The organism is Acidipropionibacterium jensenii (genome assembly GCF_005890135.1).
GTDB lineage: Bacteria > Actinomycetota > Actinomycetes > Propionibacteriales > Propionibacteriaceae > Acidipropionibacterium > Acidipropionibacterium jensenii.
Genome location: NZ_CP040635.1, coordinates 1,229,256 through 1,242,566, shown reverse-complemented (window position 1 = coordinate 1,242,566; position 13,311 = coordinate 1,229,256). Strand labels below are relative to the sequence as shown.

10 protein-coding genes are annotated in these 13,311 nt (G+C 70.0%); 5 read left to right on the top strand and 5 right to left on the bottom strand.

The annotated features are described in order from the left end of the window. Positions 1-55: 55 nt before the first annotated feature. Both FEZ32_RS05420 and FEZ32_RS05415 read left to right on the top strand, forming a co-directional pair. On the top strand, positions 56-1,000 hold the full coding sequence (locus FEZ32_RS05420; RefSeq protein ID WP_244937921.1) for a hypothetical protein: 945 nt from the start codon (positions 56-58) through the stop codon (positions 998-1,000). Further along, positions 997-1,272, top strand: coding sequence for an acylphosphatase (locus FEZ32_RS05415; protein ID WP_028702032.1), 276 nt, complete (start codon positions 997-999; stop codon positions 1,270-1,272). The genes FEZ32_RS05420 and FEZ32_RS05415 overlap by 4 nt, the downstream gene beginning before the upstream one ends. A 121-nt stretch (positions 1,273-1,393) precedes the next feature. Here the strand turns inward: FEZ32_RS05415 and FEZ32_RS05410 are convergent, their stop codons facing one another. Continuing rightward, positions 1,394-1,717, bottom strand: a complete 324-nt coding sequence (locus FEZ32_RS05410; RefSeq protein ID WP_138680133.1) for a hypothetical protein — start codon at positions 1,715-1,717, stop codon at positions 1,394-1,396. A gap of 45 nt (positions 1,718-1,762) precedes the next feature. Next, a complete protein-coding gene (locus FEZ32_RS05405; protein WP_028702030.1) occupies positions 1,763-2,098 on the bottom strand; it encodes a hypothetical protein in 336 nt (111 codons plus the stop codon). A gap of 243 nt (positions 2,099-2,341) precedes the next feature. On the opposite strand from FEZ32_RS05405, the gene FEZ32_RS05395 reads away from it, so the two are divergent. Continuing rightward, complete coding sequence (locus FEZ32_RS05395) at positions 2,342-3,673, top strand: hemolysin family protein (protein WP_217496627.1); 1,332 nt, start codon at positions 2,342-2,344, stop codon at positions 3,671-3,673. Continuing rightward, a complete protein-coding gene (locus tag FEZ32_RS05390; protein WP_138680131.1) occupies positions 3,670-4,788 on the top strand; it encodes a hemolysin family protein in 1,119 nt (372 codons plus the stop codon). Before FEZ32_RS05395 ends, FEZ32_RS05390 begins: the two co-directional genes overlap by 4 nt. A gap of 7 nt (positions 4,789-4,795) precedes the next feature. Here FEZ32_RS05390 and FEZ32_RS05385 read toward each other — a convergent pair whose 3' ends face one another. Continuing rightward, positions 4,796-6,520 (bottom strand): NAD-dependent malic enzyme, encoded by a 1,725-nt coding sequence (locus FEZ32_RS05385; RefSeq protein ID WP_028702027.1) that lies wholly within the window; start codon positions 6,518-6,520, stop codon positions 4,796-4,798. Between the two features lie 100 nt (positions 6,521-6,620). Here FEZ32_RS05385 and nhaA point away from each other — a divergent pair, with 100 nt between their 5' ends. Continuing rightward, complete coding sequence (nhaA, locus tag FEZ32_RS05380) at positions 6,621-7,799, top strand: Na+/H+ antiporter NhaA (protein ID WP_051238010.1); 1,179 nt, start codon at positions 6,621-6,623, stop codon at positions 7,797-7,799. On the opposite strand, the gene FEZ32_RS05375 is transcribed toward nhaA, so the two are convergent. Both FEZ32_RS05375 and FEZ32_RS05370 read right to left on the bottom strand, forming a co-directional pair. Continuing rightward, positions 7,792-10,344, bottom strand: coding sequence for a YhgE/Pip domain-containing protein (locus FEZ32_RS05375; protein WP_138680130.1), 2,553 nt, complete (start codon positions 10,342-10,344; stop codon positions 7,792-7,794). The two genes, nhaA and FEZ32_RS05375, sit on opposite strands and share 8 nt — an antisense overlap. Continuing rightward, positions 10,344-13,151, bottom strand: coding sequence for an MMPL family transporter (locus tag FEZ32_RS05370; protein WP_051238008.1), 2,808 nt, complete (start codon positions 13,149-13,151; stop codon positions 10,344-10,346). The genes FEZ32_RS05375 and FEZ32_RS05370 overlap by 1 nt, the downstream gene beginning before the upstream one ends. Positions 13,152-13,311 lie beyond the last annotated feature (160 nt).

Genomic DNA, 13,311 nt, shown 5'->3' with positions numbered 1-13,311 from the left:
CACAGAATGGTGACGAGGTCTGGTGCCGCCGGGATTCCTGTGGCTGACTCCAGCCATGGACAGTTCACGGCGGGTGTGGCGGGTCACCGACCTGTGTCGCAGCGGGGTCTCATACGCGACGGTGAGACGACAGATCCGGGACGGCACGGTCTCCAGAGTTCGCCACGGAGCCGTGGTCGAGGGTCCACCTCCGGCGGACCTGCGCCACCGTCAGCTCGAGCTCATCGCCGCCACCGGCCCTGTTCTGACAGGCCAGGACTGGGTACTCACTCACACCTCCGCCGTCGCGCTGCTGGGACTGCCGATGCTGCGCGACGGCGCCGACACCGTCTGGGTCAACCGGGCGGCGGGGACCAGCGGCTACCGCAGCCCCCTTCTGGTGAGCCGGACCTGCCGGCTGGCCGAGGACGAGATCGTCCGCGTCGGCGACCTGCTGGTCACCAGCCCGGGACGCACCGCCGTCGACATGGCCAGGCAGTTCGGTTTCATCGCAGGCACCGTCACCGCCGATGCCGCTCTCGCCGGTGGACTCTCCCCGCCGGCCCTGCAGAACCTGGTCAACCGGGGATCCCGGCGTCACGGCAATGCCATGGCCCGCACCGTCTGCGACTTCGCCGACGGGCGCTCCGAGAGCCCGGGGGAGTCGTTCATGCGGGCCATGCTGGAGTTGCAGGGGTGCGCCCCCACCGACCTGCAGGTCACGGTGTACGACCGGCACGGCCGCTTCGTCGCACGCTGCGACTTCGGATGGCTGGAGTTCGGGGTGGTCGGCGAGTACGACGGCGCCCAGAAGTACCTGCGCGATCTGCGTCCCGGCGAGAGCACATCCGACGTCGTCGTCCGGGAGAAGCAGCGGGAGGCCGCCATCCGCGACCAGGGCCTGGAGGTCATCCGCTTCTGCCTCGCCGACCTGAGGGACCCCGCCGCCGCGGCCGCCAGACTGGGTCGTCTGCTCGCCGGCCGACGACGCCGTCCGGTACCGGGCACCATGGAGGCATGAGCACCGTTCATGTCCACGTCATCGTCCGCGGCAGGGTTCAGGGGGTCGGGTTCCGCTGGTTCACCCAGAGCGCCGCCGAGAGCCTGGGAGTCGCCGGCACCGTGCGCAACTGCGCCGACGGCACGGTCAAGGCCGAGTTGGAGGGTCCCGAGGAGGACGTCGACTCCGTGGTCGCGATGCTGCACCGCGGCCCCGGCATGTCGCGGGTGGACGGGGTGGAGACGATGCCGGCAGCGGTCACCGGGATGTCCGGCTTCCGGGTGACCGGATGACCCACCGTACGACCACCTGAGCCACAGAGCCACGAAGCCACAGGACGGCCCCAGCGCGATCAGGGCGACACCCGCAGCAACACCCGGGACGGCACCCGGAATGGCAAGGGGGCCCGGGAGGTCAGTCCTTGTCGGTGTCGGTCGGCCAGGTCTCGGCGATGAACCGGCGGGCCGCGGCGACGTCGTCACGAGTGAGGTCCTCGCGCTTCTTGCCGGCCACCGAGGCGGTGATCTCGGCCACCAGGTCCAGCAGCCGGGTGCGCTCCTGCTCGTGGGCACGCAGGTAGCTCTGCGCCTTCTCCGACGGGTGCTCGTCCCCCTCGAGCTTGGCGATCGTGTTCTGGAGCTGGACCAGCCACAGCTGGAGTGCCCGCAGGACCAGCGGCAGCTCGTCGGCCAGAGCCTTTCCCACCGCGTCCCGATCGATCTCGAAGTGGTCTGTCATGGAACTCACCGTAGCCCGAACCGACTCGGGGACGAGCGGGGACCCTCAGCCGGCGAACCGTGCCAGCGCCTCGGCGAACTGGCCGGGCGGTACCGGCATGTCGGCGCGACGTCCGCGCACCTCGATCACCAGATCCATCTGGACGCCGTCGACCAGCACGCTGGTGGTGATCCCGCTGGCGATCTCCATCCGGATCACAGTGCCTGCCGGGGAGATCCGGGAGCTGCGGTAGCGGTCGCGCACGAAACGGTCGGCGTCGCGTGCCGAGCCGCCGTCAAGACTGTCGATGGCCCCGCGCACCCGGGCCACGGCGACGCTCAGCACATCGACGATCCCGTCCCGCTCGGCCATCTCGGTCCCTCCGTCCGCCTCCTGACACATCCATCCTTGCGCGGAGCGCAATTCCCCGGACGACCGCGCGCAACTGTGTCCTGTCGCCCCGCCGCCCTACACTGACCGTCATCATGGACAGTGACAGTTGCAGCCGTGTGTCGGCTGAACCTCCTCCCACCACGAACTCGACGGCCACCGCTCCTGTCACCAGGACCGCTGTGACCACGTCCCCCACGACCGAGCCCCCTGCGACCAGCACCGCGCCGGACCTCTCGACCCCGGGGAGCCACCGTGTGGACTGACATCGCCATGCTGGCCGTCGGCGTCGTGCTGACCGCCTTCACCGCCATCTTCGTGTCCTCCGAGTTCTCCCTGGTGGCCCTCGACCAGGCCTCGGTGGAGAACCACGCCGCCCGCGGCGACAAGGGGGCGGCCCGGGTGCTGACCGCCATGAAGTCGCTGTCCACCCAGCTGTCGGGCGCCCAGGTCGGGATCACCCTCACCACGATCCTGCTGGGCTACACGGCCCAGTCATCGGCGGCGAACCTGCTCACCGGCGCCCTGGGGGACGCCGGTCTGGCCCGCGCCCTGGCCACCTCCATCGGCGTCTTCGCCGCGGCCGTCATCATCAACGTGTTCTCGATGCTGTTCGGCGAGCTGGTCCCCAAGAACATCGCGATGGCCCACCCGCTGCGCACCGGCGGCCAGGTGGCCCCTCTCCAGATGGTCTTCACCACCGTCTTCAAACCCCTCATCGTGGTCCTCAACGGCACCGCGAACTGGGTCCTGCACCGGATGAGCATCACCCCCCAGGAGGAGATCTCCTCGGCCCGGTCGGCCACCGAACTGGCCGCCATGGTGCGCCACAGCGCCGACGAGGGGACGATGGACCCCTCCACCGCCACCCTGTTCACCCGGTCCATCCACATGGAGCAGCTCACCGCGGTCGACGTGATGACCGACCGCGGTCTGGTGCGCACCCTGCCGGCCACCGCATCGGCGGCCGACGTCGTGGCGATGGCCTCGGAGACCGGGCACTCGCGGTTTCCGGTGCTGGGAGCGGGCACCGACGAGATCGTCGGCCTGGCCAGCCTGCGCCGCGCGGTCGGGGTGCCCTGGCAGCGCCGCGAGGAGGTCCCGGTGATCTCCTCATCCCTGCTCGACCCGGCACCACGGGTCCCCGAGACCCTGGAACTGAGCCGGCTGCTGGTCCAGCTGCGAGACGAGGGCCTCCAGATGGCCGTGGTGGTCGACGAGTACGGCGGAGTCTCGGGGGTCGTCACCCTGGAGGACGCCGTCGAGGAGATCGTCGGCGAGGTGGCCGACGAGCACGACCAGCTGCGCGCCGGGATCCACAGCCAGCCCGACGGGAGCTTCCTGGTGCCCGGCCGGCTGCGTCCCGACGAGTTGCGCGACCGGACCGGCGTGAAGGTCCCCGACGACGGCCCCTACGAGACCCTCGCCGGCCTCGTGATGACCCTGCTGGGCCGGGTGCCGTCGATCGGCGACACCGCCCGGACCGAGGACGGGACGACACTGACCGTCACCCGGATGGTGCGACGCCGGGTCTCCCAGCTGCGCATCACCCCCGCCCCGAAGCCCGAGGACGAGGAGGAGTCATGAGCCCGATGGTCGGACTTCTCATCACCGTCGCCCTGCTCGGCGTCAACGCCTTCTTTGTGGCCGGCGAGTTCGCCACCACCTCCTCCCGGCGGTCCCAGATCGAACCGCTGGTGGAACAGCGCCGACGCGGGTCGGCGAAAGCCTTGTACGCCCTCGAGCACGTCTCTCACATGCTGTCGATCTGCCAGCTGGGGGTCACGGTCGCCTCGACCACCCTCGGTGCGGTGGCCGAACCAGCGATCGCCCATCTGCTGGTCCACCCGCTGACATCGATCGGGCTGCCGGCCTCCAGCTCCCATCTGGTGGCCCTGGTCATCGCCCTGCTGCTGGTGGTGTTCCTGCACGTGGTCTTCGGCGAGATGGTCCCCAAGAACATCTCCATCGCGATGCCCCAGAACGCCCTGCTGACCCTGGCCCCACCGCTGGTGGCGATCGGGAAGGTGGTAGCGCCGGTGATCTACGCGATGGACCACACCGCGAACTGGTTCGTCCGGCTGGCCGGCCTCACCCCGCGGACCGAGATCGCCGCCGCATTCACCACCGAGGAGGTCGCCTCGATCGTGGAGAGGTCCGAGGAGGAGGGCAAGATCCACGACGACCTGGGCCTGCTCAGCGGATCCCTGGAGTTCACCGACCGCACCGTCGGCGAGGCGATGGTCCCGCTGGCCGACCTCGTCACGCTGACCCCCGATTGCACCCCGGCGCAGCTGGAGCACGAGGTCTCGGTGACCGGCTTCTCCCGGTTCCCGGTGAGTCATCACGGCAGGATCACCGGCTACCTGCACGTCAAGGACGTCCTCTACGCCCAGGGCGCCGAGCACGACCGGCCGATCGGCGCCGAGCACATCCGCCAGATGGAGACGGTCCGGGTCGACGACGAGGTGGAGGACGCGATGCGCCAGATGCAGCGCACCGGGATCCACTGCGCCGCCGTGGTGCCCGAAGCTGGTTCCGCAACCGACGTCGACGCCGACGCCTCGGCAACAACCGGCACCTCAACCACCACCGGCGGGAGCATCGACACCGACCGGATGATCGGCGTGATCTTCCTGGAGGACATCCTCGAGGAGCTGGTCGGCGAGGTGCGCGACACCCTTCAGCGGCCGCAGATCTGAGGGCCCCTCAGGCCGGGATCACCCGCGGGTAGCGCGGCTTCCACATCGACTCGTAGATCGCCTGGACCGGATTGTGGCCCAGCTTCACGGTGGCCAGATCCTGGTTCTGGGCGGCCTCGACCACCGACAGCGCGACCCGCGCCGAGATGGACCGCAGGCTCGACATCCGGGGCAGCAGGGCGGCCCCCTTGGCGTGCACGTCGACGGTGGAGGCCAGCGCGGTGGAGGCCGCCGCGACCATCCCCTCCGAGATCCGGGTGGCCCCCGAGGCGATCGCCCCCAGCCCGATGCCGGGGAAGACCAGGGCGTTGTTCGCCTGGGCGATCCGGTAGCTGGTCCCCTTATGGGTCACCGGCTCGAAGGGGGATCCGGTGGCGATCAGCGCCCTGCCGTCGGTCCACTCGATGAGGTCGGAGGGAACCGCCTCGGCCTTCCTGGTCGGGTTGGACAGCGGCATGATGATCGGCCGCTCGCAGTACTCGGCCATCTCTCGGACCAGGTCCTCGGTGAAGGCCCCGGCCTGGGCCGAGGAGCCGATGAGAATGGTCGGGCGCACATTGCGCACCACATCGGCCAGCTCGTAGTGGCCGCGGGTGTCGAGCTTCCAGCCCTTCAGGTCGGCGCTCGGGCGCGCCCAGGGGCCCTGGAAGTCGCGCAGCGTCAGACCCTCGCGCAGCAGACCGCGGGACCCCAGTCCCCAGAAGTGGCGGCGCGCCTCGTCGGCGTCCATCCCCTCCTCGACCATCACCCGCCGCAGCAGCGAGGCGATCCCGATCCCGGCGCTCCCGGCGCCGTGGATGACGATCCGCTGCTCGGCCAGGGGCGTCCCGGAGGCCTTCACGGCCGCCATCACGGCGGCGGCCACCACGGCCGCGGTGCCCTGGATGTCGTCGTTGAAGGTACAGTAGTCGTTGCGGTACTTGTCGAGGATCCGCGTCGCATTGGCGGCGCCGAAGTCTTCCCAGTGGATCATCGCGTGGGGGTAGAGCCGATGGGCGGTGGTGACGAAGCGCTCGATGAAGTCGTCGTACTGCTTGCCGCGCACCCGGGCGTGCCGGACGCCCAGATAGGTGTCGTCGTTGAGCAGTTCCAGGTTGTCGGTCCCGGTGTCCAGCACGACCGGCATCACCCGGTGCGGGTGGATCCCGGCGGCGGCGGTGTAGAGGGCCAGTTTGCCGACGGTGATCGCGACCCCGCCGACCCCCTGGTCGCCGATCCCCAGGATGCCCTCGGAGTCGGTGACGACGATGAGGTCGACGTCGTCGGGACGGTCCCCCATCGCCTTGAGGGAGCGCTCCATGGTGCCGGGATCGTCGATCGACAGGAAGACCCCGCGCGGACGCTGGTACCAGTGGGAATACTCCTGGATCGCCTGCCCGATGGTCGGGGTGTAGACGATCGGCATCATCTCCTCGATGTGGGCGGTGAGCAGGGCGAAGTAGAGCACCTCGTTGCGGTCGTGGGTGGCGTTGAGGTAGAGGTACTTGCTCAGTGCGTCGGGCTGGGCCTGGTACTGCCCGTAGACCCGCTTGAGCTGGCCCTCGAGGGTCGTCACCCCCGAGGGGAGCAGGCCGTCCAGGCCCAGCGCCTCGCGGGTCTCCAGGCTGAAGGCCGACCCCTGGTTGATCCCGGGACTGGCCAGCACCTGGTAGCCGCGGGCCATCACCTTGACGAACTCTCCCTTGTCGTCACTGGCAAACTCGAACTCATTGGGCTGAAATCCGGTCGTCATTGAACACTCATCTCCGCACATCGATGTCACGCAGGACGTATCCCCCAAGTCAACCACGCCGTCATGTCCTCATGCCCGGCGCCGTCCCTCAAGGAGTCCCATGACCAGCATCACCACCCGGGCGCGCATCGCCCTGAGCCGGGAGACCACCGGTGGTGTGCTGGTGCTGGTCGGGGCGGTGACCGGGCTGCTGCTGGCCAACACCGCCGCCCGCGACTCCTTCCACCGGCTGTCGGGGTCCCGACTGGGTCCTCTCACCGCCGACCAGTGGGCCCAGGACGTCCTGCTGAGCCTGTTCTTCCTCACCGTGGGACTGGAGCTGATCCAGGAGATCCGGGCCGGCAGCCTGCGCGACCCGCGTCGGGCCGCAGTGCCGATCCTGGCCGCCTGCGGCGGGGTGGCGATCCCGGCGCTGTGTTACGCGGGCGTGCTGTTCGCGATGGGGGCGGGCCGCTACGCCCACGGCTGGGCGATCCCCACCGCCACCGACATCGCCTTCGCCCTGATGGTGCTGGTGCTGGCCGGACGCGGCGCGCCGGCCGGTCTGCGGGTCTTCCTGCTCACGGTCGCGGTCGTCGACGACCTCATCGGGATCCTCATCATCGCGATCGTCTACTCCCACGGCCTGCGGCTCCCCGCGCTGATCGGTGCGGCGGCCGCGGTGGCGGTCTTCGGGTGGCTGGCCCGACGCCCCCGGGTGCGCTGGTGGCTGCTGGCCCCGGTGGCGGTGCTGGCCTGGCTGTGCGTGCACTCCTCGGGGGTGCACGCCACCATCGCCGGTGTCGCCCTGGGGCTGGTGATGCCGACCCGCAGGTTCGGCGGGGAGCTCGTCTCCAGGGCCACCCGGCTCGGTCAGCTCGTCCAGCCGGTGTCCAACGCGGTGGCCCTGCCGGTCTTCGCGGTCTTCGCCGCCGGGATCCCGCTGAGCGCAGGGTCCCGGCTGGTCGACCATCCGGTGGCATGGGCGGTCGCGATCGCCCTGGTGGTGGGCAAGCCGCTGGGGATCATGGCCACCACCGCCCTGGTCACCCGGTGGACGCCGCTGAGGATGGCCGAGGGGCTGACGCTGCGCGATCTGCTGCCGGTCGGCCTGCTGTGCGGGATCGGGTTCACCGTGGCGATGCTCATCGCCGGGCTGTCCTTCGAGGGGGCCGAGGAGGTCACCGCGGCCCGCGCCGCGGTGCTGATCGGCTCCCTCCTCTCGGCGGTCCTCGGCGCAGCCCTGCTGCACCACGACCGCCTGCGCCGCGAGCACCGGGACCGTTCGGTCCTCAGGTGAGTTCGGCGATCACCTTGGCCGGACTGATGTGCCGGGCCCGGTTGACCGCGAGCAGGCTCGCCAGTCCTCCGATCAGCAACCACATGATGATCGTCAGCAGGGATCCGAAGGTCGGTGAGTGACCGGCCAGGATCGCCGTCAGCGCCTCCATCGCGGGTTTCAGCGGGGAGATGTCGTGCACCCAGCGGACCGGACCCGGCACCGCCGAGACCAGTCCGACGGCGGAGGCGGCGGCCACCAGGATGACGCTGATGAACCGTCCGATGGCGTGCAGCCAGCCGGCCAGGGCGTGGTTGACGGCCAGGAACATCGCGCCGACCAGCAGCAGCATCCCGAACAGCCCCAGGCCGCGCGGCACCGAGATGCCGGTGGTGAGGGTCGCCAGCAGGGCCAGCCCCGCCGCGCTGGCCGCCATCACGCCGGCGCCGGTCGACAGCGAGCTCCACAGCAGGGAGAGGGTGGACCGGGAGGAGGTGAGCACCCGGGAGGGCACGGTGCGGGCCACCGTCCAGATCGCCAGTGCGCCGATCCACAGTCCGAGGATGAGGATCAGTCCGACCACCCATGCCGAGGTGCCCATCGGGGTGCTGCTCGCCTGCACCGGCGAGGAGACGGCGTCGGACAGCTTCTGCCGGTCGGAGGCCGAGTAGGTGGGCACCTGCTTGGCCCCCTTGGCGACGTCGGTGGCGAAGGTGTCGGAGCCCTGGGCGAACTTGACCGCTCCCTGGGACAGTTTCACCTGTCCGGCGTAGAGCTTGTCGGCGCCCTGGGAGGTCTGGTGCACCCCCTGGGCGAACTGCCCCACCCCGGCGACGTACTGCTGGGCGCCGGTGGTCAGGGTCGGCATCTGCTGGGCCATCGTGTGCACCCCGCGGGTGTACTGCGAGACCCCCTTCGTGTAGGTCGACACCCCGGACGACAGGGTGTGCACCCCGGCGGTGTACTGCGAGACCCCCTTCGTGTAGGTCGACACCCCGGACGACAGGGTGTGCACCCCGGCGGTGTACTGCGAGACGCCGTTCGTGTAGGTCGACACCCCGCTCGAGACCTGGTTGGCGCCGGTGGCGAGCTGGTGGACACCGTCCTTGAGGGCGGTGATCTGCTTGCCGATCTGGCCGGGCAGGGCCTTCAGGGTCGCGGTGAGCTGATCGATCCCCTCGCTGACCTTCGAGGCGTAGCTGCGCGCCCCCTCGCTGGTGGCCCGGGCCCCGCCCATCAGGGAGTCGGGGTCGGAGGAGCTGCCCATCGACTGGGCGGCCGCGGCCATCCCGGCTTTCACCCCGGCGGCCAGCTGTGCCCGGGCGGCGTCGGTGGCGCAGGCCTGGGCGTTCTGGGCGCAGATCTGGTTGACGACCTGGGCGATCTGGGAGTCGGTGGGTCGGGCCATCGCCCCCTGGTAGCGCTGCATTCCGGCGTAGACCCCGGCGCTGCCGTCGGCGATCGCGGTGGCCCCGGTGCTCAGCTGCTGGATCTGGGCGAGCTGCTCCTGGCTCATCGACGGGACGGTGCCGCTGGTCTGCTGGAGCTGGCGGTCGATCTGATTGATGCCGGCCGACAGCTGGTTGGCGCCGTTGCGAAGCTGGGTGCCACCGGCGTTGAGCTTGCTGCCGTTGGCGTCCAGGGTCCTGGTCCCCGAGGCCAGCTGGGTGCCACCGGCATTGAGCTTGCTGCCGGCGGCGTCGAGAGTCCTGGCACCTGAGGCCAGCTGGGTGCCACCGGCGTTGAGCTTGCTGCCGTTGGCGTCGAGCAGGGCGACCCCGGAGGCGAGCTGACGCACCCCGACCAGCAGCTGGGAGCCGCCGGAGGTGAGGGTCTGCCCGCCCTTGTCGAGCTGGCCGAGACCGTTGGACAGCTGCTGGCTGCCCGAGGTGGCGGACTTCACCCCGCCGGTGAGCTGCTGGGCGCCGTCGTTGAGCTGGGAGGCGCCCTTGCTGAGGGAGACCATCCCGCTGGCCGACTTGTTGAGCCCGATGTACATGTTGTCGAGGTACTGGCTGTTGAGGGTCTTGTTGATCTGGTTCTGGGCGGCCTGGGCGGTCATCGTGGCGATCGCCGAGTCGGTGACCGGGGAGGAGTCCGAGGTGGCCACCGTGATGACGGCCTGGCGGGCCTGGTCACCCTTGTTGGCCGAGTAAGAGGTGGCGTCCTTGGAGAAGGACTTGGGGATGGTGACGACGGCGGCGTAGCTGCCGTCCTTCAGTCCCTTGGCGGCGCCGGCGGAGTCGGCGAGCACCCAGGAGATGGGCCGCCCATCGGTGGTCGTGGTGCTCGACTTGATGAGTCCCCCCGACAGCTGGCGGCCCAGCGGGACGAACTGGCCGCCCAGGGTGACCCCGGCGTCCTGGTTGACGATGGCGGCCTGCACCTGGGAGAGCCGGTTGGTCATCTTCCAGGTGGTGCCGATCAGCGCCCCGGCCACCACCAGCGGCACCAGCACCAGGGCGACCACGGTGTGCCAGCTCAGCGCGATGGTCGAGTGGGAGCGTTCGGCCCTGGGGCGGGCGCTGGAGGACCCCGAGGCTGTGGACTTCGTGCGTGGGGACATCAGTTCGCTCCTTCGGGAAGGGCGGGAGTCGGGTCGACGGCGGCGAGCTCGCCGACCCCGTCGGGGTTGAGCCAGTCGAGTCGGCCGGCGCGTTGGGCGCCGAGCAGGACGCCGGTGCGTCCTGCCGTGCGGGCCCGGGTGCACAGATGCTCCAGGGCGGCCCGGGACTCCGGGTCGACGACCTGGTCGGCGTGGTCGATGATGGCCAGTCGGGTGGTGGGGGCCAGGCCCCGGCGGAGCCTCTCGGCCAGCCCGTCGGGTTCGGCGGCGTCGACGAAGGTCACCAGCCGCCGGACCCGGGGGGCCCGGTCGGGAAGCAGTTCGCCGGCCGACCGGCAGGTGCCGGAGTCGAGGGTGAGACGCCCCGACAGGGCCAGCAGCAGGCCGGTGACGGCCCCCGGAGGTCCCACCACCGCCTGGACCTCGCCGGGTTCGACGTGGGCGCGGACCCCGCTGAACAGCCCCTCGACGGCGAGATCCTCGCCGTGGACGGCCTCGGTGTGGTCGGCGGTGGGCCACTGCGCGAGATTGCGCTCGCGGGTGACGGCCTCCCCCTCGATGTCGAGGACCGGGAGACGCTCGTCCAGCCACTTCGGCAGCCACCAGGCCTTGTCACCGAGCATCGTGAGGACGGCGGGGACGAAGGTCATCCGCACCAGGAAGGCGTCCACCACGATGCCGATGGCCAGCGCCAGGGCGATCTCGCGCAGCGCGTGCATCCCCTCGGGGATGAAGAAGGCGAAGACCGAGAACATGATGAGGGCGGCCGCCGTGACGACCTTGCCGGAGTGGACGAAACCGTCCACCACGGCCTCCTTGGCCGCCATCCCGTGGGTGTAGGACTCACGCATCCGCGAGACCAGGAAGACCTCGTAGTCCATCGCCAGGCCGAACAGGATGCCCATCACGACGATCGGCATGAAGGAGATGATCGGCACCGGCTTGTCGATGTTGATGATGCTCAGGCCGACCCCGCGGTTGAAGACCAGCTGGGCGGCGCCGAGTCCGGTTCCCGCCGAGAGCAGGTATCCCACGGTCGCCTTGATGGGCACCGCGATGGACCGGAAGACCACGGTCAGCAGGATGATGCACAGCCCCACCACGAACAGCGCGAAGGGCAGCATCGCCCGGCCCAGCTGGTCGGAGACGTCGATCTGGATGGCGGTGACGCCGGTCACCCCGGTGTCCACCCCGAACTCGCTCTTCCACCGGGACTGCTGGTCGCGCAGCCGGTTCACCAGGTCGGCGGTGGCCTGGTCGGAGGGCCCGGTGGTCGGGATGACCTGGATCATGCCGGTGTCGACGTTCTGGTTGGGAATGGCGACCGGCACCTGCTTGACGCCGGGCAGGTCCGCGATCTCCTTCTTCAACCCGTTGATGACACCCATCGGATCGGTGGAGTTGACGATGTCAGCGGTGACGATGATGGGGCCGTTGAACCCCTCGCCGAACTTCTCGGTGAGGGTGTCGTAGGTCTGCCGGGAGGGGGTGCCGAGGGCGTCCTCGGCGGCACTGGGCAGGGAGAGGTGGAGGTCCTTGACCGGGATGGCCAGGGAGCCGAGCACCACCACGACGATGAGGACAGTGACCACCGGGACCTTGGTGACCACCCGCACCCACCAGCCGAAGATCCCCTTGCGGGGGTCCTTGGTGGCCCGGGCGGGTTCGGCGGCCGGTGCCGCGCCGCTCTGCCGGCCGGAGCCGGTGGCGCCGTCCCCGACCGCCTCCTGGTCAGCGGCGGCCACCTTTGCGGCGGCCCTGCTGCGCTTCCTGCGCGGACGGCGGGGGGCCATCCGCTGCCCCATCAGTCCCATGAAGGCGGGCAGCATGGTGAGGGCGATCGCCACCGCCAGGGCGACGCCGACCGCGGCGAAGACGCCCATCACGGTGAGGAAGGGGATCCCGGCGATCGCCAGACCGACCAGGGCGATGATGACGGTGGTCCCGGCGAAGACGACCGCCGAACCGGAGGTGGCCACCGCCCGGGCCGCCGAGGACTGCGGATCGACCCCCTCGGCGAGCTGGTCGCGGTGCCGCGACAGGATGAACAGGGCGTAGTCGATGCCCACCGCCAGACCCAGCATCACGGCCAGCAGCGGGGTGGTGGAGTTGATGTCGGTGAAATTGGCCAGCAACATCGTGATGCAGGTGGAGATCCCCACCCCGATGAGGGCGGTGAGGACCGGCATCCCGGCGGCGACGATGGACCCCAGGGTGATGAACAGCACGATGAGGGCGACCACGACGCCGAGCGCCTCGGTGATCCCGATGGACGGGAAGGTGGCGCCGAAGGCCTGGCCGCCGACGGTCACCCTGGCGCCCACCGGCAGGGCCTGCTCGATCCGGTGACCGGCCTGCTGGAGGGCCGCCTTGTCCTTGTCGGAGAAGGAGACCTGGGTCGTGTTGCCCAGATCAACCTGGATGACGGCGGCCGTCCGGTCGTCGCTGATCATGCCGCTGACGTACTTGGCCCACGGGGAGGTGGCAGTGCGGACGAAGCTCAGCTTCCCGAGGTCGGTGACCCCCTGCTCGATCTTCGGGCGGATCGCCGCCGACTCCACCGAGTCCCCCTTGGGGACCACGACCACCACATCGGCGGTGAGATCGGCGGCCTGCGGGAAGGTCGCCTTGAGGTTGTCCATGGCCACCTGCGAGGGTGCGCCGGGAATGGTGAAGGTGTCCTCGAATGATCCCCCGAAACCGGCTGTCAGCCCGCCCAGCAGGGCCAGGATCCCGAGCCAGATCGCAATGACCGTCTTGGCGCGCCGGAAGCACCAGGCGCTGAGATCATGCAGGAAGGAGGACATCGTCACCTCAGAAATATCGACACACTCGGTTTCCGCGTGCCGTCGGCGCCGCTGGCGGACGATGACTCGCAGATCCGGGATGTCGGCCCGCCGGTACTCCCCCTGAGCAGGTCCGATACATACCCGTATCCAGTACGGAAGCGTATCCGATACACTTCCG

Bases quoted from the DNA above. Each gene is read 5' to 3' on its own strand.
- FEZ32_RS05405 (WP_028702030.1), bottom strand. From the start codon at position 2,098: ATGTGTCAGGAGGCGGACGGAGGGACCGAGATGGCCGAGCGGGACGGG.
- FEZ32_RS05385 (WP_028702027.1), bottom strand. From the start codon at position 6,520: ATGACGACCGGATTTCAGCCCAATGAGTTCGAGTTTGCCAGTGACGAC.
- FEZ32_RS05420 (WP_244937921.1), top strand. From the start codon at position 56: ATGGACAGTTCACGGCGGGTGTGGCGGGTCACCGACCTGTGTCGCAGC.
- FEZ32_RS05410 (WP_138680133.1), bottom strand. From the start codon at position 1,717: ATGACAGACCACTTCGAGATCGATCGGGACGCGGTGGGAAAGGCTCTG.
- nhaA (WP_051238010.1), top strand. From the start codon at position 6,621: ATGACCAGCATCACCACCCGGGCGCGCATCGCCCTGAGCCGGGAGACC.
- FEZ32_RS05390 (WP_138680131.1), top strand. From the start codon at position 3,670: ATGAGCCCGATGGTCGGACTTCTCATCACCGTCGCCCTGCTCGGCGTC.
- FEZ32_RS05375 (WP_138680130.1), bottom strand. From the start codon at position 10,344: ATGTCCCCACGCACGAAGTCCACAGCCTCGGGGTCCTCCAGCGCCCGC.
- FEZ32_RS05415 (WP_028702032.1), top strand. From the start codon at position 997: ATGAGCACCGTTCATGTCCACGTCATCGTCCGCGGCAGGGTTCAGGGG.
- FEZ32_RS05370 (WP_051238008.1), bottom strand. From the start codon at position 13,151: ATGTCCTCCTTCCTGCATGATCTCAGCGCCTGGTGCTTCCGGCGCGCC.